Below are 21,988 nucleotides of genomic sequence, written 5' to 3' on the forward strand. Positions count from 1 at the left end.
AAATTCGCTTCGAACTACAGTATCCTATAGCATTCTATGCATAAATTTTCTATTTTAAGAAAGATTTTTTTGCAACTAGCCATTTTAAGCGGATTTCGCAATGTTTGATACCTTAACAGAACGACTCACACAGAGTTTAAGAAATGTTACTGGCTCAGGGCAGCTGACCGAAGACAATATTAAAGATACCTTACGTGAAGTACGTATGGCACTTCTTGAAGCCGATGTGGCGTTACCTGTAACTCGTGAGTTTATTGCGAAAGTTAAGGAAGAGGCGCTTGGGCAGGAAGTGATGACTCAGCTTTCCCCAGGTCAGGCATTTGTCAAGATTGTCTATGATGAACTCACCAAGATGATGGGTGAGGCCAACGAGACTTTAGATTTAAGCGCAAAACCGCCTGTGGTGATATTGCTTGCGGGTTTGCAGGGTGCGGGTAAGACCACCACTGCGGCGAAACTGGCACGTTTCTTAAAAGAACGTCAGAAGAAAAAAGTCATGACGGTTTCTGCTGACGTTTATCGTCCAGCGGCAATCAAGCAGTTGGAAACAGTATCGAATGAAGTGGGTGTGGGCTTTATCCCATCACAGGCATCCGAAAAGCCAATTGATATTGTGAATCGTGCCATTGAACAGGCCAAAATCCAGTTTGCCGATGTGTTGATTGTCGATACCGCAGGTCGTCTGCATGTCGATGAAGACATGATGGATGAAATCAAGGAATTGCACGCAGCGGTTAAGCCAACAGAGACCTTGTTTGTTGTTGATGCGATGACAGGTCAGGATGCCGCCAATACAGCTAAAGCATTTAACGATGCTTTGGCATTAACGGGTGTAATCCTCACCAAAACAGACGGTGATGCACGCGGTGGTGCGGCATTGTCTGTGCGTGCCATTACAGGTAAACCAATAAAGTTCTTGGGGATTGGTGAGAAACTGGATGCACTTGAGCCATTTCATCCAGACCGTGTTGCACAGCGTATTTTGGGCATGGGCGATGTGCTTTCTTTGGTCGAAGAAGTTGAACGCAAAATCGACAAAGAAAAAGCCGAAAAAATGGCGAAAAAGCTGCAAAAAGGTGGAACTTTCAATTTTGAAGACATGCTGATGCAGTTTGAGCAAATGAGTAAAATGGGCGGCATGATGGGCTTTCTGGACAAGCTGCCAGGTATGAGCAATTCTGGTATCCAGGATGCGATTGCACAGGCGAACCCTGAAAAGCAGGTTAAGCGTATGGAAGCCATTATCCAGTCTATGACCGTTAAAGAACGCCGTAATCCAGACCTGATCAATGCCAGCCGTAAAAAGCGTATTGCCGCAGGCTGTGGTATGGATGTTGCCGAAGTGAATAAACTGATGAAGCAACAGGCGCAAATGGCAAAAATGATGAAGAAGTTTGCCAATCCATCAGGTATGAGCAAAATGTTGAAATCACTTGGCAATATGCAGAAACAGTTTGGTGGTGGCAATATGGGACCATTATTTGGCAACAATGAGCCAAAGAAATAATCGTTTCCAGTTTTGAAAAGGCGCTTAATGCGCCTTTTTATTTTTTAGTTTAAATCAATGAATGTATAAATTTAATACAAAACATCAACATTAAATAAAATCCAAACATAAGAATATTGACGCTAAATATATGTTTTATATTGGAAAATATTGTTAATTATGTCACATTTTTCTAAAAATAAAGTGTTTATCATACATTGTGAACATGCCGATCCAGACCAGCATTGGTATGGCTGGCTGGAACAACAACTTAAAAATCTGAATGTGGCTGCTGAGCGTATTTTTTTAGCCGATGCAAGTCATCCTGACGCTGAAATTTGGCAAACCTGTTTGGAGGCACAGCTCAAGGGTTTGGATGAGCAGAGTATCGTCATTGCGCATGGATTGTCCTGTGTGGCAGTGGCGCAATTTTTGCTAAAGCGACTTAAGCAGCATAGCATTAAGGCTGGCATTTTTATTGCAGGCTTTAATGAGGCGATTTCCAAACATCCTGAATTTGACCCATTTCTGGACCATTCGAAATTTGAGAGTCATGTTTTAAGGGCACATTTACAAACCCGACTGGTTTTCTTTTCCAGTAACGATCCTGTTGTACCTGTACCATTAACCTTTAAATTTTCACACTTGTTGGGCGCCCAACTGGTTGAGGTTGCACAGGCTGGGCATTTCCGTCAGGAAGATGGATATACCGAGTTTCCACAATTATTGCAGACGCTTCAAAGCCTGCTGAAAGTGGAATTAAGCTGAACATAATGTTTTAAACCCTTTAGCAATAAATCAGTTTCAACCTGCGGCTGGTAATGATCTAAAAATTTGGCAAACAAGTTGGCATCACCGCCTGTTAAGATCAGGTGTTTAGGGGAGTGCTGCATAATCTGGTCAATGGTGCTGATCAGGCCCAGCAGAATCCCATGATGGACAGCATCAACTGTGTTGTGTCCAGGCTTTAGGTTATCAAAAGCGGAATCAGGGATTTTAATGCCTTTGGTGTTTTGAATGAGTGAATCCCGTTGCAAATAGAGGTTTGGCAAAATATAGCCGCCTAAATGCTGTAATCCCTCAACTAGATCAATGGTCAATGCTGTACCACAGCCGATCACACAAAAGTTTTCGTTCGGTTTTGCCACTGCCAAGACCTGTAACCAACGGTCAATCCCAAGTTGGCTTGGCACATCATAGCCACATTGCAGGCCAGCATATTCTGCATGAACCTTTGCAAAGATAATCGGAATATCCAGAACAGCCAGAATCATTTGAATACGCTGATTGTTTTCTGCATCCAGCACTGAGGAAATACCCACCCGACTGAACTGTTGATGGCGAAAATGCTGGATCAGACCTAAGAGTAAATCTGCGGGAGACTGTAGATGAAGTTCAGCTGCGTGCTCAAGCACCTGATTATTTTCAGTGACCCAGTATTTTAGCCGTGTATTGCCAATATCAAGCCATAAACTTTTCATAGGATAAAGATTTCTCAAATTTCAGCCAGACGTAAGCGACCTTGATAAAACTGCTGTGTTTGATCAGTTTTAATGATGACAGCACCATCATTGGAGATACCCTGAAAACGTCCCTGAACCTTGCCTTGGGCATGTTCAAATTCCACCTGCTGATTTAGCCAAATGGCATGATGGTTAAAACGTTTGGCCAAGTTATAGCTCCCATGTTCAAACCATTGGGCTGCTTGCTGGATGGCGGTATATAGTTCTGCAATCAAGCTCAGACGCTCGATTTGATGCAAACCCAGCATATGCAATGAGGTGATGGGCTGGTCTGCATTCTCAACAGGTGGCGTGTTGAGATTGATTCCAACACCAACAATGGCTTGATTCGCGGAGAGTGGCTCTACCAAAATTCCGCCCCATTTGCCTTGAGGGCTATACAAGTCATTTGGCCATTTAACCTGTAGGTTTAAACCTTGCAAGCTTGGTATCTGTAGAATATTCAATGCAACTTCAAGAGCGAGGCGACCATCCAGTGCTGTCTTGCTTTGAATCAGTGTGCTTAAATAAACGTTCCCTTCAGGAGAGGCCCATTGTCGCTGGTGCTGACCACGACCCTGAGTCTGCTGCGCACTACATACCAAACCTGTCGTAATGCCTTTTTGTGCAATTTCACGCATATCATCATTGGTCGATGTGGTGGTGGTTTTTACTAAAACCACTTCGGGAAACTGGTTTTTTGTGTTGAGTAATTGCTGTAACTGGCGGGTTGCGAAATCATCCATCATTTTTACAAGTAGAGTGGTCATGTGTTTATGGAGTTAATCATATATTTGCTGATTGGTGCAATTGCTGGATTTACCGCAGGACTGTTTGGGGTCGGTGGTGGCCTAATTATTGTGCCAATTTTATATATTGTCTTTACTCAAATGAATTATGACCTGAATGTGATTATGCATGTTGCAGTTGGAACCTCTCTGGCGACCATTATTGTGACCTCAATCAGCTCGGTGATGGCACATCATAAAAAAGGTGCGGTGTTGTGGCAGGTGTTCCGTAATTTGGCGCCAGGATTGGTGCTGGGTTCATTTCTGGGGGCTGGAATTGCCGATCTTATGTCAGGCCAGCATTTACAACTGGTGATCGGTGTCTTTGCGGTGTGGATGGCGTATAAGATGTTTAGAGGCGCGCATGCGCTTGTTGATGCAAATCGTCATTTGCCATCAGCACCCTTGCAGTTTGCTGCGGGTGGGGGAATTGGGGTGGCTTCTGCCATTTTTGGGATTGGCGGTGGCAGTTTAACCGTGCCTTACCTGAACCGTCATGGTGTGGTGATGCAAAAGGCGGTGGCAACTTCGGCTGCCTGTGGTCTCCCGATCGCCGTGGCTGGGGCGTTAGGTTTTATGTGGTTTGGTGCCAAAGAGCAGATTGATGTTCCAAATACCATTGGCTATGTGCATATCTATGCTTTTCTTGGGATCAGCGTGATGAGTTTTATCACGGCTAAATTTGGTGCCAAAGTCGCACATCGCCTATCTCCCGCGATGTTGAAAAAATGCTTTGCAGGTTTGCTGGTGGTGGTTGGCTGTTATTTTATTTATAAAGGGCTGATGTAGGTCCTTTAATTCACCAGTCCATAATGCACTTCAATGTTTGCAATCAGGGTCTCCACCAAAAGCAATACATCATCCTGTTGCCGTGCATCGACAAAGAATAGTGGATAGTTTAGCTCTCTTGCCTTTAACCAATCTCGATAGATGGACAGGGTGCGTTCTGGTTTACGGTCAATATGGGTAATGGCAATCACAATATTGTTGCCAAAAGGCTGGAATGCCTGCACATACTGGTCTAGATCAATCAGTGGGTTTTCTGCGGCGTGGTCAATCATCACAATGGTTCCAATCGCGCCCTTGCAGATGACTGACCAGATAAAATCAAAACGGTCCTGTCCTGGCGTACCATATAAACCGACCTTGACGCCATCCTCCAGGGTCAGTTCACCATAATCAATGCCCACCGTGGTGAGTAGCTTTTCATGGGATTCGGTATCGGTATTCAGCGCTTCGGTACTCAGCACTTCAATTTCCGACAAGGCCTTGATGGCGGTGGATTTCCCCGAACCCATGGTTCCACCAAAGACAATTTTATATTGATGTAAAATCATAAATTCATCCCTGATCAAAAGCCTAAACGGTTGCGTAGGCGGCCAAACAGCTTTTTCATAAAATGTTGTTCAGTCTCATTTTGCTGGATTTGAGGGCTATATTTTGCTTCCCGATCCTTGATGAGTTTTCCGAAATTTGCTCCCAGGCAGGCAGCAACGAAATGTCTTACCTTTTGTTCAGAAAGATTTAGTTGGGCTGCAACGGTATCAATCTTTGCACCTTGGGCAAAACAGGCTGACATTCGCAAAATGTCCTGACGATCAATCCTGTTTTTTGGCTGTGGCCAAATATCAAGGTAAAAGCTGGATGCAAACTGTGGGCAGAGTCCCTCAAAATCCATAGATGTCCAAAGCAAATTCCATAGCCATTGTTTTAAATCCTGCTGGGGGGCCTCTGCAATCCAATGCTGATCGTTCTGAGTTGCATAGGTATAGTTCAAACTGGGATCGGTTTGTGATGAGGTGAATTCAGGGTTTTGCCACAACCATTCACTCCGCGGGTCGGCAATTGCCAATAAGCCATTATTATCAAATAACTGAATTTTTCCATTTCTCGGATTCTGGATTTCCTGTAGAACCTCCCTGATCTGTCTGCGGTGAAAGGTCTCGCCTACAGGTGGGGTGGCTGGTGCTTCTGTCGCTTCTGGAGTTGGTTGTGAACGTTCATTTAAATGATGGCTTAACCAGTGATGTAGTGAGTGGATATGGTTAAGTGGAAGATAGAGGGTATCATTTTCAATGGAACTGTTTTTGTCGACATCGTTGGCAATCTGAAGCACATTGATATTGCTGTTTTTAATCAGGCTTTTAATGTTGGGTGAATCGAAAAAGATATGATTGATCATTAAGATATCAAGCTGTGGTTCTGCAATGTTGCTCCAGTTCACCTGGACATGATTGGGAACCGCTGTCTGAATCTGTTCTTTTAATTCGTTCAATGTCCTGAGACTTAACCCAAAAATTGCGATATTGACAGCCTGATGAACACCCATGATGCTACTCATATAGAATTACTGAACACTTCAGTAAAATAATAAAATGTTGTTGTGTTAATAAAAATATTATTTTATGTGACTTGTATCAATAAAAATTTGATAAAATTTCAACTTTCAGATATATGGTTGTCGGGCAAAAAAGCAGATAAATGGCTGATATTAAAAATAGAAAAGATGGGTTTTATCTGTATGTTCAGGATCAAATCAGGTTTTTTTAGAACGATTGGCTTAAAAAGCAATAAAATTGTCAGACAATGATATAGAATTTATACAGCGAGATCAGTTAAAACAAAAAAGCGCAAACAGCATTGGACAATGCGTATAACAAAGATAGCGAGGGGCTCATGAATCTCGAAGAGGCTGATAGTCTTTCTGAACAGATTGCAAAATACATTAGTGAACAAATTATTAGCGGCGAGCTGGTTGAAGGCGAACGTATTCAGGAGCTGCGCATTGCGAAAGAGTTGGATGTCAGCCGTGGCTCTGTCCGTGAAGCATTGTTGTTGCTGGAACGTACTTATTTAATTGAAATTTTTCCACGCCGTGGCGCAATTGTCTCTGAAATGTCGGCCCAGCAGGTCAAGGCACTGTTTGACACCAATGTGATGGTGTTGGGGCATATTGTGCAGCGGATTAGTGAGACCTGGCGGGTCAATGAGGCGGAGCAGCTACAGGCCTTGTTAGACCAACTGGTGGAGTTTGTCCGTGCTGGGGATATTGAGAAGTTTTATGATGCCATCTTTAAATATCTGGCTGAACAGCACGAGATGGTGGCGAATCCCTACATGATGCAGTTCTACAAGGAACTGTTGCCATCGTTACGCCGTAGCTATTTTTTAACCTTAAACACCTCACGTCGCGAGCTACAGGAGTCGTTTACCCTGTTCAAGCTGGTGATTGATGCTATTTTGATCCGAAAATCACAACAAGCCGCTTTATTTATGGAAGATTTTTGTCGACACTTGCGCAACCTTGTGTTGGAATCTCTGACACGTATGAAACAGATTGAATTGGCTTGGGCAAGACGCTCACGCCGCTAATTTTTTAGGTCAAAACACGGCGTTATGCGTTTAAGCAGTTTAAAACTTTCAGGCTTTAAATCTTTTGCCGATAGTACCACTTTGAATTTTAAGGCCAACCGTACTGCGGTCGTTGGTCCAAACGGTTGCGGTAAATCCAATGTCATTGATGCCATTCGCTGGGTGATGGGTGAGTCCAGCGCACGCCAGTTGCGTGGTGGCAGCATGCAGGATGTGATTTTTACAGGAACATCCAAGCGTAAACCTGTCGGTGTGGCGAGTGTGGAACTTCGTTTTGACAATACCTATGGCAAGTTGGGTGGCGCTTATAATGCCTACAATGAGCTTGCGGTGCGTCGTCAGGTTACGCGTGAAGGCAAGTCTGAATATTTCCTCAATGGTACGCGCTGCCGCCGTCGTGATATTACCGATATTTTCCTGGGTACAGGTTTAGGGCCACGTTCTTATGCGGTGATTGAGCAAGGCATGATTAACCGTCTGGTTGATGCCAAGCCTGAAGAAATGCGGGTGTTTATTGAAGAAGCCGCTGGGGTTTCCCGTTATCAGGCACGCCGCCGTGAAACCTTACAGCATCTGGAACATACCGAACAAAATCTGGCACGTCTGGAAGATATTGCGGCAGAGCTGAAATCACAGCTCAGAACCTTGAAGCGTCAGTCTGAAGCAGCAATTCAATACAAAACTTTAGAAAGCCAAATCCGAACCTTAAAAATCGAGATTCTTTCGTTCCAAGCCAATCAAAGTCAAAAGCTACAACAAGAATATACGGTTGAAATGACCACGTTAGGTGAACAATTTAAGTTGGTTCGTTCAGAGTCACATACGATTGAACATGATCTTGAAGCCACAAGTGCCTTATTCCAGCGGTTGATTCAGCAGTCTTCACCATTGCAACAGGAGTGGCAACAGGCTGAGAAGAAACTGGCTGAATTGAAAATGACGCTGGAGCAAAAACAGAGTTTATTCCAGCAAAACAGCAGCAGCTTGGTTCAGCTTGAGCAGCAAAAACTACAAACCAAGGAACGTTTGCAGTTATCCGAGTTGCAGGTTGAAACCTTAACCACGCAGTTTGATGAGCAAAATGAGCAATTGCTTGAGCTGGAACAGCAGACCCAAGCCGCCGAGCAGAATTTTACCGATGTTCAGGCACAGCAAAAGCAGGCACAACAGCAATTTGAACAACTTAAAACCCAAGTTGAAAAGCAACAACAACAAAAGCTGCAAATGGCGGCACAGATTGAGCAACTAAGCAAAAATGTACTGCGGATTGAACAGCAAAAGCAGACCTTGCAAACGCAAAGCAGCCAGATTCGTGCTCAGGTTCAGGATGATGAACAGGTGCAGTTGGAACAGTTACAGCAGCAGTTACAGCACGAGATTGTTGAGCTGGAAACTAAAATTGAACAGTTACAGCAGGATGTACAAAGCCAGCAGGATCAGCAACAGTTAAACAAGGCGGATGTACAGAGTTTAAAAACAGAGATTCAGGTGTTATTGGCTGAACAAAAGAACCTGAATCAATTGGTGGCAAAGCAGAGTCCCAAACAGAACCAAGATATCGTTCGATTGATGCAAAACTTGCGTTTAACTGCTCAAGGTAAAACACATGCTGCCATCATTGAAAAGTTTTTAGCAAAGTGGTTACAGGCTCAACTTGTAGAAAATGGGCAATCATTTCAAGAGGGCGTTGCTCGCCAGTTAAAATCATCTGAACAGCAACAGAGTCAAATTAATCATTTGGCTTGTTTGAGTGCATGGATTGAAACACCACAATCTTCACTGTGGGCAAATGTAGCTGTGGCAGAAAATTTGGCAACGGCACTGCGTCATCAGGTGGATCTACACCAAGCACAATCCATTTTAACGCTGGATGGTTATCATGTTGGTGCAGATTGGGTGATTGGTCTGCACTATGATGAAGAGAGTCAAACTGCACAGGGAATGCTCAGTCATCAGGTGCGTTTAGAAGAAATTGAACAACAACTGGCACAGAAACAGCCACAGTTGCTTGATTTGGAAAACCAGTTTTCACAGCAACAGCAAGCTTTGCAACAGCAACAACAGACGTTGCAACAACAGCAGCAAAGTTTGAAGCAGAAGCAGAAAGAGCTGCAACAGCTGGATGTACAAATTGCCAAGTTGCAAAGTACCGCACAGGCATTTGTGTTGCAACAGCAGCAACTGGCAGATCAACTGAAACAGCTTGATGTCCAGCTTGAAGAAGATGCAATGCAGCGGGATGATCTGGAAATTGATTTACATGCACTGGCACTAAAACTCGAAGCAGTATTGCCAAATTATAAAACCTTGCAGTTTCAGGTCGAAAATTTAAATGAACAACTGGATGAGCAGCAACAGCAGTTGACTCAACAACAGCAGCAACGTGAAGCTTTACGCCGTCAGACCTCACAAGCCAATCAGCAAATTGAATTGTTAGAGAAAGATATCTCGTTCCTGAAAACGCAGTATCGTCAAATCATCGAACAAATTGAGCAGGCCAAGAAGTTTGTTGATCCGATTCAGCTTGAGCTGCCGAACTTGGAGTCGCAATTCCACGAGCAATTTCAGCAAACCGAAAAGCTGCAAAAAACCTGGAATGAATGGCAACTTGAACTCAATCAAGTACAAGAGAAACAACAGCAACTCACAGAACAACGCCATCAAGCTCAACAGAAAGATGAGCAGGTACGTGAGCAACTGGAACAGAAACGTTTGGCATGGCAGGCGGCGAAATCAGATCGTGAACATTATCTGGAACAGTTGAAAGAACTTAATGCGGAAGCTTTATCTGATCTGTCGATTGAAATTAAAGATCATCAGCAGAAACTGGAAAAAGCCCAGCAGCAATTCGAGAAAATCGGTGCAGTCAATTTGGCGGCTTCATTGGAATATGAGGAAGTGTCGCAACGTTTTGATGAACTCAGTCATCAAATGCAGGACCTGCAAAATACTGTCGATCAGCTCAAAGATGCCATGAAGAGTATTGATCAGGAAACAAGAAAGCTGTTTATGACCACCTTTGATCAGGTCAATCAAGAGCTACAACTGCTGTTTCCGAAAGTGTTTAATGGTGGTGAGGCGACCCTAAGCCTAGAAGATGACTGGCAGTCTGGGGTGAAATTAATGGCGCGTCCGCCAGGTAAACGTAACAGTTCTCTGGCATTATTGTCAGGTGGTGAAAAGGCCCTAACGGCACTGGCTTTGGTGTTTGCCATCTTTAGGCTGAATCCTGCGCCTTTCTGTGTATTGGATGAGGTGGATGCACCACTGGATGATGCCAACGTGCAGCGGTATTGTAATTTGGTAAAAGAGCTTTCTGAACAAGTGCAATTCATTTACATTACACATAATAAATTGGCAATGACAATGGCAACTGATTTACTTGGAGTGACCATGCCAGAGCCAGGCACATCAAAATTAGTGACTGTGGATTTAGAACAGGCAAAAGAATACGGGTTAGTTGCGGAGTCCTAGTATGGAAATGAATACAATAATAGGCATTGTTGTCGCCGTTGTGATTATGCTCGTTGGTTTGATCATGATTTTAAGAAAACCCAAACCAGTTGAGCCATCACTGGAAGCGGATTTACATATTAATCCCGAAAGTCAGCAGCCTGTGATTCCTCGTCACGTACGAGATCAGATTTTGCAAAATGATGTGGTCACCGCTGCAACCGACCGTGTTGAGCCAAGTTTTAAAACAGCACCGATTGAGGCTGAACCTCTAGTTGAAACACCTGTGCAGGCAGTTGCAGTTGAGGAAAAAACAGAAGAAACAATCAGTGAAGATACTGTGGTTGAGCTGACTGTGCAAGTTGAGACCAGTACGGAGAGTGAGGTCGTAACATCTGAGCCACAAGTTGAAGATGCAACAGCAGCATTGGAAAATCCAGAAAAAACTGAAGAAAATGAAGTTGAGGAAAGTGGCACTGAAGAAAGCAAGGCTGAATCAGAACTTAGCCTGAATCCAAATATTGAAACAGTTGAGATTGCTGAATTTGATGGCGAAAGTAATATTCTGGATGTGCATCTGCATGAGCAGCAACGCTATGATGATGAAAGTGCGCTGGCAACAGCGGAACAGATTATCGCACTCAATGTTTATCCAAATCCACGTCGTGCCTTGTCGGGCGATAAAGCATTAAAGGTATTGCTGAAATATGGCCTGCGTTTTGGTGAAATGTCATGTTTCCATCGTTATGAAAACACCGATGAGCCAAGTGCATTGATGTTTTCGGTACTGCGTGTGACTGATAATGGCCCAGCGGGTTTTGATCTGGAAACATTGTCTGCGGAACAAGTGCAGGGTCTGGCATTTTTCCTTGCACTGCCAAACAGCAAGGCGGTGACAGGTTATGACATGATGACCAGTATCGCAGGCTTAATTGCGCGTGAGATTGATGGTAAAGTCTACGATGAAAACAATCTTGAATTCACGCCGCAGTTGAAAGAACATTGGCGACATCATGTGATTGATTATCGTCCAAATCAAGCAACGGTTTAATCAATCTTTTATAATAAATTCAGTAAAAGTTATAGGGCGGTTTTCCGCCCTTTTATATGGTGAAATTTAAATGGAACACAACTCAGTTATTGAGCAGATGCGTCAGTTGATTCAACTGATTGCAAAACACAATCATGCTTACTATGTGATGGACCAACCCTCTATTTCAGACAGTGAATATGACCATTTATTTCATCAACTCAAGGCTTTGGAACAACAACATCCAGAATTTATTCAGGCAGATACGCCGACCAATAAGGTCGGAGGACAAGCCCTGTCAAAATTTGAGAGTGTGACCCATACAGTTCCAATGCTGTCATTAGGCAATGTCTTTAATCAGGATGACCTGTTTGCCTTTGCCCGTCGTATTGATGAGCGTTTACCGAATCAACAAGTCCATTATGAAGTCGAATTAAAACTCGATGGCTTGGCGATTTCCCTCTGGTATGAACATGGCGTGCTGGTTCGTGGCGTGACTCGTGGTGATGGTGAAACAGGCGAGGACATCACCCATAATGTCAAAACCATTCGTAACTTACCAAAAGTTCTATCCAGCAAGGATCATGCGATTCCACAGTTTCTGGAAGTGCGTGGTGAAGTGTTAATGCCAAAGCAGGGCTTTGAAAAACTCAATACTGATCAGGCTGCTAAAGGTGAAAAAACCTTTGCCAATCCACGTAATGCCGCGGCAGGGAGTTTAAGGCAGCTTGATCCGAATATTGCCGCATCACGTCCATTGGCGTTCTATGCCTATGGTATTGCTCAGTGTCAGCCTCATCATGGCTTAACCACCATGCATGACAGTTTGCATTGGCTGACGCAACTGGGCTTTGAGATTGCTGAGCGCCAGTTCCTGTGTACCTCGATTGAGGAAGTACAACAGCGCTATGAGCAGATTCAACAGGAACGTCCAGAGCTACAGGTTGAAATTGATGGCATGGTAGTTAAGGTCGATGACCTTAAACAACAACAGCAACTGGGTTTTTTAAGCCGTGAACCGCGTTGGGCAACTGCCTATAAATTCCCTGCACAGGCTGCACTGACCAAGGTGGAACAGATTAACTGGCAGGTGGGACGTACAGGAACATTAACCCCTGTGGCACGTTTAGCACCTGTGTTTGTGGGCGGTGTAACTGTATCCAACGTCACCCTGCATAACATTGGTGAAATTCATCGTCTGGATGTGCGTGTGGGAGATACCGTTAGCGTTTACCGTACAGGGGATGTGATTCCAAAAGTGGAAAAAGTCTGGGCCGAGTTTCGTCCTGTCGATGCTGAAATAGTTCATCTTCCTGACAATTGTCCTGTCTGTGATTCGCCAGTGGTGATGCCAGAGGGCGAGGCGTTGGCGCGTTGTTCGGGTGGCTTATATTGTGCAGCACAACGGATTGAGGCCATTCGCCATTTTGTCTCACGTAAAGCCATGGATATTGAGGGCTTGGGTGATCGTTGGGTCGAGTCTCTATTACACCTTGATTTACTCAAGGATGTTGCTGATATTTATCATTTGCATGAGCATCGTGAAACGCTGCTGACCATTGAGAAAATGGGTGAGAAATCTGTTCAAAACCTGATTGATGCGATTGAAGCCAGCAAGAAAACCACTTTGGCACGTTTTATTTATGCACTCGGGATTCGTGGTGTGGGTGAAACCACCGCACGTATGTTGGCAAATACCTTTCAGACTTTTGATGCGTTAAAGTCAGCAGATATTGAGGCACTCAAGAAAACCCCTGATGTCGGTGAAATTACCGCAGAATGGATCGCTGACTTCTTCCAGGCTTCGCATAACATTGAGGTGCTGGATCGCTTGCTTGCCGCAGGCATCCACTGGGATGCACCGACTGCACCGACTCGTCAGCCATTAAATGGCGAAAGTTGGGTGGTGACAGGTACACTGGAAAGTATGGGACGTGATGAGGCAACGCAGAAGCTTCAGGCTTTGGGTGCCCGTGTTAGCGGCAGTGTTTCCAGTAAAACCAAATGTGTGGTTGCTGGCGAGAAAGCAGGAAGCAAGCTGGATAAAGCACAGAAACTGGACATTCGGGTGATGAATGAACAAGAGTTTCTGGATTTCTTGGCGCAGTACGGAGGTGTTGAATGAGTATTAAAGCATTGAAAGCTCATCTGGCCACAAAACCTGAAAAACAATTGCTTCAAGAGATTGTTAAACTATATCAACAGTTTTCAGTAGTCAGAGATTTTTATGATTTACAGATAAGTACAGAGGGCGCAAATGAAGTGGCTCACTAAACACAAACTGATCATTAAGGATGAATTTCTACCTAAACGTGGTTTTGGAGATGGGCGTTTAGCAGTGGCTCGTAAATCGGTGATGGACTATAAAAAATTAGTGGGTATAAGTGAGACACTTGTTGATTTGGCATTTTATTATGTAGAAATTGGCGTGCAATATACCAATACCTATGGGGATATTGATGAGCCATTTTATAATAGCATGGAGTCAATGTTTGCTCAGGCAATGAAATGGATGAAGCAGCTCAATGTGGAAAGTCAATTTCAACAAAGAGCAGCAAAAATTTGTCACGATACAGATGACATTGGCTGGGGGTTTCATGATGGACTATGTGAAACTTATAGTGATTATTTTGGTGATTAGTTCTAAGACAAAATAGAAACAAGCCTATTGAACTGAATATAGTTGAATAGGCTTTTATTATCATGCACGCTTTTTAACAATCCCATCATCCAGCAATTGCTGGAAATGCTCACAAACACTTTCACGAATATTGCGATATTGAATCCCTAAATCTTTCACACTACGTTGAGAATTAAAGTAGATAGGATAACCCATATTGAGTTTTACAAATTGACGGGAATGTCCAAATACTGGTGCGATCAAGGAAAAAGCTGCTTTAGGCACGGTAAAATGTGGGAAAGGGTATCTGTAGCCAAATTTTTGCGTTAATGCCTTACCCATTTCGAGTAAGCTTAAAGTTCCACCACACACGATATAGCGGCCTTTTGCTGCTGGATTGAGTGCCGCAGCCACATGTGCATCGGCAACGTCACGAACATCAACAATGCCATTCCACATCGGTGGTACACCAAACAGGGTGGTGCCATTGCCAAACTGTTGTAGTACTTCAATACTGCCAGACTGACTTGCATCAGTTAGTGATGGTCCCATCACCAGTGCAGGGTTGATACAGACAAGACTCCAGCGATTTTGTTGCTCTGCCATTTCCCAGGCCTTGCGTTCTGCGGCAACTTTCGAGTATGGGTATGGTTGATGGGTTTCACTGCTGGTATTGTTCCAATCGCTTTCATCAAACTCATTATTCGCGGTATTTTGAATTTCCACCGCATCGCCATAGGTTGAGGCAATGCTTGAGGTCAGCACCACGCGTTTTACTGATTCAGTGCGATTGACACTGTCCAGTACATTTTCTGTTCCTTTTACCGCAGGCTCAATGATGTCTTTTACCGCATCCTTATAGTTGGTCACAACAAAAGGCGAGGCGGTATGGATCACGATTTCACAGCCTTGCATGGCTTCATCAAAAGAACCAGATTCAAGTAAATCGGCTTTAAAAAACTGGATTTGCCCCGATGATTGTTCTGCAATGTCATAAAGATGCTGAATCTTTTCTATTTTTGAGGGATCACGAACTGTTGCATGAACGTTATAACCCTGATTCAACAGGCGTTCGATAATCCAGCCCGCAATATAACCCGTTGCACCCGTGACCAAGATTGGCTTACTTTTATCCATTTTTTTTCCGCATTGTGTTTTTGTGATTGATGTTATTTACCGAATTTTGTGTAAACAAACAACAGCCGAGCAGTCATTTTTTAATGTTTTTTGATCAAAATTGCAGTGGAATAGGAAGCATTGCGAATCGTTACAAAAAATTAAATAACTGATTTTGATTAAATTCATTGAGTTGTGAAGCTATGCCCAATGTGCAAAGGCTTATTTTAATTAGATAAATTGGGCGAATTAAAACTGTAAATGCGTATGTTTCTCATTTTAATTTTATAAAAATCATAAACTTACACACTTTTGGTTTTGCAATTATTGTGTAAATTGACCATAATGTTGTCATTCGATAGGAGTAAGTATTATGCGTGGCAATCCAGAAGTCATCGACTATTTAAATATGCTCATTGGCGGTGAATTGGCTGCTCGTGATCAATATTTAATCCATTCCCGTATGTATGAAGATTGGGGCTTGAGCAAGATTTACGAGCGTATTGACCATGAGATGCAGGAAGAAGCTTCCCATGCAGACTCAATCATTCGCCGTGTTTTGTTTTTGGGCGCCCAGCCAAATATGAGCCGTGAAGACATCAATGTGGGTACAGATGTTGTGAGCTGCTTAAAAGCAGATTTGGCACTTGAATATCATGTTCGTGAGAAGCTTGCGAAAGGTATTAAATTGTGTGAAGAAAAAGGCGATTATATTAGCCGTGATATGTTGCGCCAGCAGCTTTCTGACACAGAAGAAGATCATACTTACTGGTTGGAAAAGCAGTTACGTTTAATTGAATTGATTGGTTTGCAGAACTATATTCAATCTCAAATTTAAGCTTTATTTATCATAAAAAAACTCAGCTAAACAAGCTGAGTTTTTTATTTCTGAATTATTTTTTAGTTTGTGCTTCTTTTAAATCTTTCAACACTTGATCAGCATGGGTTTGTGTATTTACGCTGGTGTAGTGATACATGATTGCCCCTTGCGGATTGATTAAAAAGCTTTCTCTTTTCGCCACTTTAGCAACTCCGAAATTTCGAACAATACCAAATTTTCCAGCAAGTTCCCCTTGATCATCTGCAAGAATTGGGAAAGGTAGCCCCAGTTTTTCTGAGAACTTTTGATGTGAGGCGACATCATCCAAGCTCACGCCCAATACCACTGCATTCGATTTTAAAAATTGAGGATAGAGTGATTTAAATTGATTGGCTTCCTGGGTGCAGCCTGTGGTGTTATCTTTAGGATAAAAATACAGCACAACCCATTTACCTTTATATTGGCTGAGCGTATGCCATTTGCCATTTTGATCTTGTAGTTTGAAATCTGGTGCAGACTGTCCTACCCATTGTTTTTGAGCGGAATCTTGTTTGGAAAATAAGGTGCTTTGTGCTGTGGTTAGGCTTGGTGTGCTCAGTAGAATAAGAGAACTACATAAAATAAGAACTTTGGACGTTATCGTATTCATCATTGTGATCTCAAAGTATCGTTGGAGTAATAGCGCATATTTTAGCAAATTGAATCGTGTCAGCTAGAAAAAATAACCACTCTATGCGATGTTTTATACAAAATGATTGATCAGCATAAAGGTATACATTTGTCGAAGAAGATTTTGCTCATTACTGGATGGGGCGGTGGTGCTGAGCTTTTAAAACCGTTGCAGGATGCGTTAGAACGACAAGGTCATCGTGTAGAACGATGCAATATCTTTAACGCTTTGGATAATGAAGTTTTAGGACAACAAGTTGAGTTTGCACGTAATTTTGATGTGATTGTTGGGTGGTCGCTTGGCGGACAACTGGCAACCTTACTGGTTAATCAAATCCAACAACAATACGATGAGCAGAAAGCTTTAGTCACTTTAGCCTCAAATCCACGTTTTGTTGCTCAGCCAGATTGGACAACTGCGATGCCAGTTGAAACTTTCTTTGCATTTAAACAGTCATTTGAACAGGATGTGATTAGTACGTTAAAACGTTTTGGTTTATTGGTCTGTCAGGGTGCAAGTTCTGCAAAAAAAGATTTTTTGGTTATGCAAAAATTGATTCAACCACAGCCAATAGCATTGTTAAAGCAAGGCTTGCAGTTACTTGAACAATTAAATTTGGTTGAGATATATAAAAATTATCAAGGTCATCAATTGCATGTGTTCGCAGAGTTTGATGCACTTGTTCCTTACCAGGTTATGCAGAATATTCAGCATTTAGCTGCAAAGAATCTATCTATTGTTTCACTTGATAGTGCATCTCATGGTTTTCCATGTTTTATGGTTGAGCAAACTGTGCACATAATTGAGGATTTTATTCAGAAAATTGTTTAATCTTGCGGTGGAATGAAAGTTCTCGCAATATATTTTAGATTTTGACAAGTTTAAGATAAAACCTATTTTATAGATCTAACGGAATCGTGCCGAGTACTCATCCATTTTCAGGATATGCCTTCGGCGACCTACTTTTCTTTCGGGAAAAGTAGGCAAAACCATTTGTCATCTGCAAAACCTGTTCACTTCTTTCATTTTTTTCTTTTGATCAAGTGTACGAAGCCTTGTATTTTATTTATACCACGCAGGTTGCAGATGACATTTCCGAGTATCGAAAAGTGTAATCAGGCAAATGGTAAATTTTGAAATAGCAGCAAATGAGGTAAAGGATGACCGATTTATTTGATTTAGAACATATATGGCATCCCTATACTTCGATGTTAAATCCACTGCCAACTTTTAAAGTCAAACGTGCTTACGGTGCGACGATTGAACTAGAAGATGGTCGAACTTTGGTTGATGGCATGTCGTCATGGTGGTGTGCGATTCATGGCTATAACCATCCTGAACTCAACCAAGCGGTTACAGATCAATTGCAGAACATGGCGCATATCATGTTTGGCGGTCTGACCCATGAACCTGCAATTGAATTGGGCAAATTATTATTAAAAATTACGCCGCCGAATTTAGATAAGATTTTCTACGCAGACTCAGGTTCGGTTGCCGTAGAAGTGGCGTTAAAAATGGCAGTGCAATATTGGGCTGCATTAAACAAACCAGAGAAAACCAATTTTATTACCACGCGCTCTGGCTATCATGGCGATACATGGAATGCGATGTCGGTGTGTGATCCAGTCACAGGAATGCATCAGATTTTTGGCACGAGTTTACCGAATCGAATTTTTGTCCCTGCGCCACAAAGCCGTTTTGATGGAGAATGGAATCCGCAAGACATCCAGGAACTCAAGCAACAGATTGAACAGCATCATCACAGCATTGCTGCACTGATTATCGAGCCGATTGTACAAGGTGCGGGAGGGATGCGTTTTTATCATCCTGAATATTTACGTCAGGCCAAAGCTTTATGTGAGCAATACAATTTATTGCTGATCTTTGATGAGATTGCCACGGGTTTTGGACGTACAGGCAAAATGTTTGCATGGGAACACGCGCAGGTCGAACCCGATATTATGTGTATTGGTAAGGGCTTAACAGGTGGTTATATGACACTGTCTGCGACCTTGACCACCAAGCAAGTGGCTGAAAGCATTAGTCGTGGTGAAGCAGGCGTGTTTATGCATGGCCCAACCTTTATGGCGAATCCACTGGCTTGTGCGGTTGCATTAAGAAGTACTCAATTGCTGGTGGAACAGGATTGGCAAGCCAATATTCAACGGATTGAAAAAATTCTTACCGAACAATTAAAGGATTTAGCCCAGCTCGATCATGTTGCGGATGTACGGGTTTTAGGGGCGATTGGTGTAGTTGAATTAACATCTAATGTCGACATGAAAACCTTACAACAGCAGTTTGTGGAGCGTGGCATTTGGGTGCGGCCATTTGGGAAATTGGTCTACCTAATGCCGCCGTACGTGATCACAGATGACGAACTCCATTATTTATTAGCACAGATGAGTGAAGTGGTAAAAAATATGCAAGGAGTAAATGCCAATGTCCTTGCTTGATCATTATGCCGAGCAGCTTGACCATCTCAAGCAGCAAGGTAATTTCCGCCAATTCACTTCAAATCAGCAATCTGGACGATGGATCACGATTCAAGATCGAACCATGTTGAATCTCGCATCCAACGACTATTTAGGTTTGGCCGCTGATTTAACTTTAAGAGAAGAATTTCTTGATACGTTGAAAATCGAACGAGCGCTCTTTAGTTCATCTTCTTCACGCTTGCTGACGGGTAATTTTGCAGAATATGAACAATTTGAAAATAGCCTAAGCAAAGCCTTTGGTCGTGCGGCCTTACTCTTTAATAGTGGCTACCACATGAATATCGGTATTTTGCCTGCTTTATGTGATAGCAAAACCGTGATTCTGGCCGATAAACTGGTACATGCCAGTATGATTGATGGGATTCGACTTTCGACTGCTCAATATGTACGTTATCGTCATAATGATTTGCAGCATCTGGAACAGTTATTGCAAAAGTATCATCAAGATGAGCAAGTTGAACGCATTATTGTGGTGACCGAAAGTATTTTTAGTATGGATGGCGATGAGACGGATTTAGCTGCATTGGCGCAGTTAAAGCAACGTTTTGCCAAAACCATGTTGTATGTCGATGAAGCCCATGCGATTGGTGTCAGAGGTGAGCAAGGGCTGGGTTGTGCTGAACAATATGGTGTATTGGATCAGATTGATTTCTTAGTGGGAACCTTTGGTAAAGCAATTGCCTCGGTAGGCGGCTATATCATTTGTGATTCAATCATCCGTGATTATCTGATCAATAAAATGCGCCCACTGATTTTTAGTACAGCTTTGCCTCCAATCTCGATGGCATGGTCAGATTTTATTTTTCATAAAGTATTGAGCATGCAGCAACAACGCCAGCACTTGGCTGAGATCAGTCAGTATTTACAGCAAGCGGTGATTGCAAAAGGCTTCTCAAGCCCATCGAGTAGTCATATCATTCCGATTATCGTGGGTGAAAGCCAAGCTGCAATTGAAAAAGCACGCTATGTACAACAACAAGGTTTTTATGCCATGCCGGTACGCCCACCAACAGTGCCACAGAATAGTTCACGCCTGCGTATTTCATTAACCTCTTTGGTGCAAAAAACTGAATTGGAACAATTGGTGGAGTGTTTGTGAGCATCAATAAAGCACTGGTAGCCCAACGTTTTGCCAAAGCAGGGCAAAGCTATGTCGAGCATGCTGTGGTACAGAAACAGATTAGTGCGCAGTTATTTGAATATCTTAAAGTGTATTGTTCGCAAAGCTTGAATTCAGTCCTTGAGATTGGCTGTGGTTCAGGCAATCTCACCCATTTATGTGAGTCTTATTTTCAGGTTGAGCAACTGTTCTTAAATGATTTATATGAGGATGTAGAACAGCATTTTATTGATCTTAAAAATATTAGCTGGCTGATTGGTGATATTGAACAATTGGTTTTACCTAACTCGTTGGATGCGGTAATTTCCAGTTCTGTTTTACAATGGATTATTGATTTACCTGCTTTATTACAACGAATTCATTCTGCGTTAAAACTCAATGGTTATTTGGGTTTTTCTACCTTTGGGCCAGATAATCTAACGGAAATTAAACAGTTGACTGGACACGGCTTGAATTATATCAATATGGATGCTCTACAGAAACAGCTTGAACAGCAAGGTTTTGACGTGCTGTTCATTAAGCAAGAACATAAGCATCTGTATTTTGATCACCCTAAATCAATCTTACAACATCTAAAATCGACTGGAGTAACGGCAACAGCTCAATCGCATCGCTGGACTAAGCAATCCTTGCAGCAGTTTTATTCAGATTATCAACAGTTTCATGATGAGCAGGGTTTTCGCCTGACTTATCATCCGATTTATGTGATTGCACGGAGAACAGCATGAGTGCAGCAATTTATTTTGTCAGTGGTATTGATACTGAAATTGGTAAAACTTATGCCACAGGCTATTTAGCCAAGCTTTGGACCGAACAGGGGCAGCGTGTCATTACCCAGAAGTTGGTACAAACAGGGAATGTAGATATCTCCGAAGATATCGAAAAGCATCGTGAAATTATGGGCAGTGGCTGGTTTCAGGAAGATCATGAAAAGCTGACCATGCCTGAAATTTTTACTTATCCTGCCTCGCCGCATTTAGCCACACGTTTGGATGGGCGTGATCTGGATTTTGCCAAGATCGAAGCAGCGACTAAAGAACTTGCTCAGCGGTTTGAGGTAGTATTGTTAGAAGGTGCAGGCGGTTTAATGGTGCCTTTAACCACAGAATTGTTGACGATTGATTATATTGTGCAGCATCAATTTCCTGTGATTTTAGTGACTTCTGGGCGTTTGGGCAGTATTAATCACACTTTATTGAGTTTAGAGGCTTTAAAGCAGCGTGGTTTGAGTTTGCATGCTTTGGTGTATAACTTAAAGGATGAGTCAAAAGATCCGCTTATTTCGAAAGATACCGCAGATTATTTAAAAGATTATTTGGCAAAGCATTTTCCTGATGCTCAATGGATTGAGCTGGAAAATTTTTAATTCTGATAATGATTAATGAAATAACAACTTATCATTATAAAACAGCATCCTATTTTTATCTCATGTTAAAAATATTAATTCATTGATTCTTTTATAAAAATATAGAATGATGGAGTCCATAAAAGCAAATTCATCAATACACCTGAA

The 21,988-nt window shown here is 42.6% G+C and carries 21 protein-coding genes; 15 read left to right on the plus strand and 6 right to left on the minus strand.

The annotated features are described in order from the left end of the window. The first annotated feature begins 100 nt into the window (after positions 1–100). Together ffh and QTA56_RS06415 are read left to right on the plus strand one after the other, a co-directional pair. Positions 101–1,507, plus strand: coding sequence for a signal recognition particle protein (ffh, locus tag QTA56_RS06410; RefSeq protein ID WP_267980129.1), 1,407 nt, complete (start codon positions 101–103; stop codon positions 1,505–1,507). 159 nt (positions 1,508–1,666) lie between these two features. Beyond that, on the plus strand, positions 1,667–2,254 hold the full coding sequence (locus QTA56_RS06415) for an RBBP9/YdeN family alpha/beta hydrolase (RefSeq protein ID WP_267980130.1): 588 nt from the start codon (positions 1,667–1,669) through the stop codon (positions 2,252–2,254). Here QTA56_RS06415 and QTA56_RS06420 read toward each other — a convergent pair. Continuing rightward, positions 2,224–2,967: a pantothenate kinase gene (locus QTA56_RS06420; protein WP_267980131.1), complete on the minus strand. Its 744-nt coding sequence runs from the start codon at positions 2,965–2,967 to the stop codon at positions 2,224–2,226. The genes QTA56_RS06415 and QTA56_RS06420 overlap by 31 nt on opposite strands. Before the next feature lie 14 nt (positions 2,968–2,981). After that, the gene (locus QTA56_RS06425; protein ID WP_267980132.1) at positions 2,982–3,758 is read right to left on the minus strand and encodes a biotin--[acetyl-CoA-carboxylase] ligase; all 777 of its coding nucleotides are present in this window, start codon (positions 3,756–3,758) and stop codon (positions 2,982–2,984) included. A gap of 6 nt (positions 3,759–3,764) precedes the next feature. Between QTA56_RS06425 and QTA56_RS06430 the strand changes: the two genes are divergently transcribed. Beyond that, positions 3,765–4,565, plus strand: coding sequence for a sulfite exporter TauE/SafE family protein (locus tag QTA56_RS06430; protein ID WP_267980133.1), 801 nt, complete (start codon positions 3,765–3,767; stop codon positions 4,563–4,565). Between the two features lie 5 nt (positions 4,566–4,570). Here QTA56_RS06430 and QTA56_RS06435 read toward each other — a convergent pair whose 3' ends face one another. Next, positions 4,571–5,113 (minus strand): GTP-binding protein, encoded by a 543-nt coding sequence (locus tag QTA56_RS06435; protein ID WP_267980134.1) that lies wholly within the window; start codon positions 5,111–5,113, stop codon positions 4,571–4,573. Between the two features lie 14 nt (positions 5,114–5,127). Next, the gene (locus QTA56_RS06440; protein ID WP_267980135.1) at positions 5,128–6,105 is read right to left on the minus strand and encodes a hypothetical protein; all 978 of its coding nucleotides are present in this window, start codon (positions 6,103–6,105) and stop codon (positions 5,128–5,130) included. 347 nt (positions 6,106–6,452) lie between these two features. Between QTA56_RS06440 and QTA56_RS06445 the strand changes: the two genes are divergently transcribed. The 6 genes from QTA56_RS06445 (at position 6,453) to QTA56_RS06470 (ending at position 14,272) form a co-directional block, all read left to right on the plus strand. Then, a complete protein-coding gene (locus tag QTA56_RS06445) occupies positions 6,453–7,148 on the plus strand; it encodes a GntR family transcriptional regulator (protein ID WP_267980136.1) in 696 nt (231 codons plus the stop codon). Positions 7,149–7,172: 24 nt separating this feature from the next. Continuing rightward, entirely contained in the window at positions 7,173–10,622 is a 3,450-nt protein-coding gene (gene smc / locus QTA56_RS06450) for a chromosome segregation protein SMC (protein WP_267980137.1), read from the plus strand. Position 10,623: 1 nt separating this feature from the next. After that, positions 10,624–11,652 carry a cell division protein ZipA C-terminal FtsZ-binding domain-containing protein gene (locus tag QTA56_RS06455; protein ID WP_267980138.1) on the plus strand — a complete coding sequence of 343 codons (1,029 nt, stop codon included), beginning with the start codon at positions 10,624–10,626 and terminating at the stop codon, positions 11,650–11,652. A 70-nt stretch (positions 11,653–11,722) separates the two neighbouring features. Continuing rightward, positions 11,723–13,756: an NAD-dependent DNA ligase LigA gene (ligA, locus tag QTA56_RS06460; RefSeq protein WP_267980139.1), complete on the plus strand. Its 2,034-nt coding sequence runs from the start codon at positions 11,723–11,725 to the stop codon at positions 13,754–13,756. Further along, a complete protein-coding gene (locus QTA56_RS06465) occupies positions 13,753–13,905 on the plus strand; it encodes a hypothetical protein (RefSeq protein ID WP_267980140.1) in 153 nt (50 codons plus the stop codon). Before ligA ends, QTA56_RS06465 begins: the two co-directional genes overlap by 4 nt. Further along, positions 13,889–14,272, plus strand: a complete 384-nt coding sequence (locus QTA56_RS06470) for a DUF6155 family protein (RefSeq protein ID WP_267980141.1) — start codon at positions 13,889–13,891, stop codon at positions 14,270–14,272. The genes QTA56_RS06465 and QTA56_RS06470 overlap by 17 nt, the downstream gene beginning before the upstream one ends. Positions 14,273–14,332: 60 nt before the next feature. Here the strand turns inward: QTA56_RS06470 and QTA56_RS06475 are convergent, their stop codons facing one another. After that, complete coding sequence (locus tag QTA56_RS06475) at positions 14,333–15,388, minus strand: SDR family oxidoreductase (RefSeq protein ID WP_267980142.1); 1,056 nt, start codon at positions 15,386–15,388, stop codon at positions 14,333–14,335. 352 nt (positions 15,389–15,740) lie between these two features. On the opposite strand from QTA56_RS06475, the gene ftn reads away from it, so the two are divergent. After that, the gene (gene ftn / locus QTA56_RS06480) at positions 15,741–16,205 is read left to right on the plus strand and encodes a heteropolymeric bacterioferritin subunit Ftn (RefSeq protein ID WP_267980143.1); all 465 of its coding nucleotides are present in this window, start codon (positions 15,741–15,743) and stop codon (positions 16,203–16,205) included. Positions 16,206–16,260: 55 nt separating this feature from the next. Here the strand turns inward: ftn and QTA56_RS06485 are convergent, their stop codons facing one another. After that, positions 16,261–16,839, minus strand: coding sequence for a peroxiredoxin (locus QTA56_RS06485; RefSeq protein WP_267980144.1), 579 nt, complete (start codon positions 16,837–16,839; stop codon positions 16,261–16,263). A 99-nt stretch (positions 16,840–16,938) separates the two neighbouring features. On the opposite strand from QTA56_RS06485, the gene QTA56_RS06490 reads away from it, so the two are divergent. From QTA56_RS06490 to bioD, 5 genes are all read left to right on the plus strand, one after another. Beyond that, the gene (locus QTA56_RS06490; RefSeq protein ID WP_267980145.1) at positions 16,939–17,688 is read left to right on the plus strand and encodes an alpha/beta hydrolase family protein; all 750 of its coding nucleotides are present in this window, start codon (positions 16,939–16,941) and stop codon (positions 17,686–17,688) included. Positions 17,689–18,017: 329 nt separating this feature from the next. Next, complete coding sequence (bioA, locus tag QTA56_RS06495; RefSeq protein ID WP_267980146.1) at positions 18,018–19,313, plus strand: adenosylmethionine--8-amino-7-oxononanoate transaminase; 1,296 nt, start codon at positions 18,018–18,020, stop codon at positions 19,311–19,313. Beyond that, positions 19,300–20,454, plus strand: coding sequence for an 8-amino-7-oxononanoate synthase (locus tag QTA56_RS06500; RefSeq protein WP_267980147.1), 1,155 nt, complete (start codon positions 19,300–19,302; stop codon positions 20,452–20,454). The genes bioA and QTA56_RS06500 overlap by 14 nt, the downstream gene beginning before the upstream one ends. Continuing rightward, positions 20,451–21,203 carry a malonyl-ACP O-methyltransferase BioC gene (gene bioC, locus QTA56_RS06505; RefSeq protein WP_267980148.1) on the plus strand — a complete coding sequence of 251 codons (753 nt, stop codon included), beginning with the start codon at positions 20,451–20,453 and terminating at the stop codon, positions 21,201–21,203. The genes QTA56_RS06500 and bioC overlap by 4 nt, the downstream gene beginning before the upstream one ends. Then, positions 21,200–21,841 carry a dethiobiotin synthase gene (gene bioD, locus QTA56_RS06510; protein ID WP_267980149.1) on the plus strand — a complete coding sequence of 214 codons (642 nt, stop codon included), beginning with the start codon at positions 21,200–21,202 and terminating at the stop codon, positions 21,839–21,841. The genes bioC and bioD overlap by 4 nt, the downstream gene beginning before the upstream one ends. Positions 21,842–21,988: the final 147 nt, after the last annotated feature.

This window comes from Acinetobacter thutiue (assembly GCF_030385805.1).
Lineage (GTDB): Bacteria > Pseudomonadota > Gammaproteobacteria > Pseudomonadales > Moraxellaceae > Acinetobacter > Acinetobacter corruptisaponis.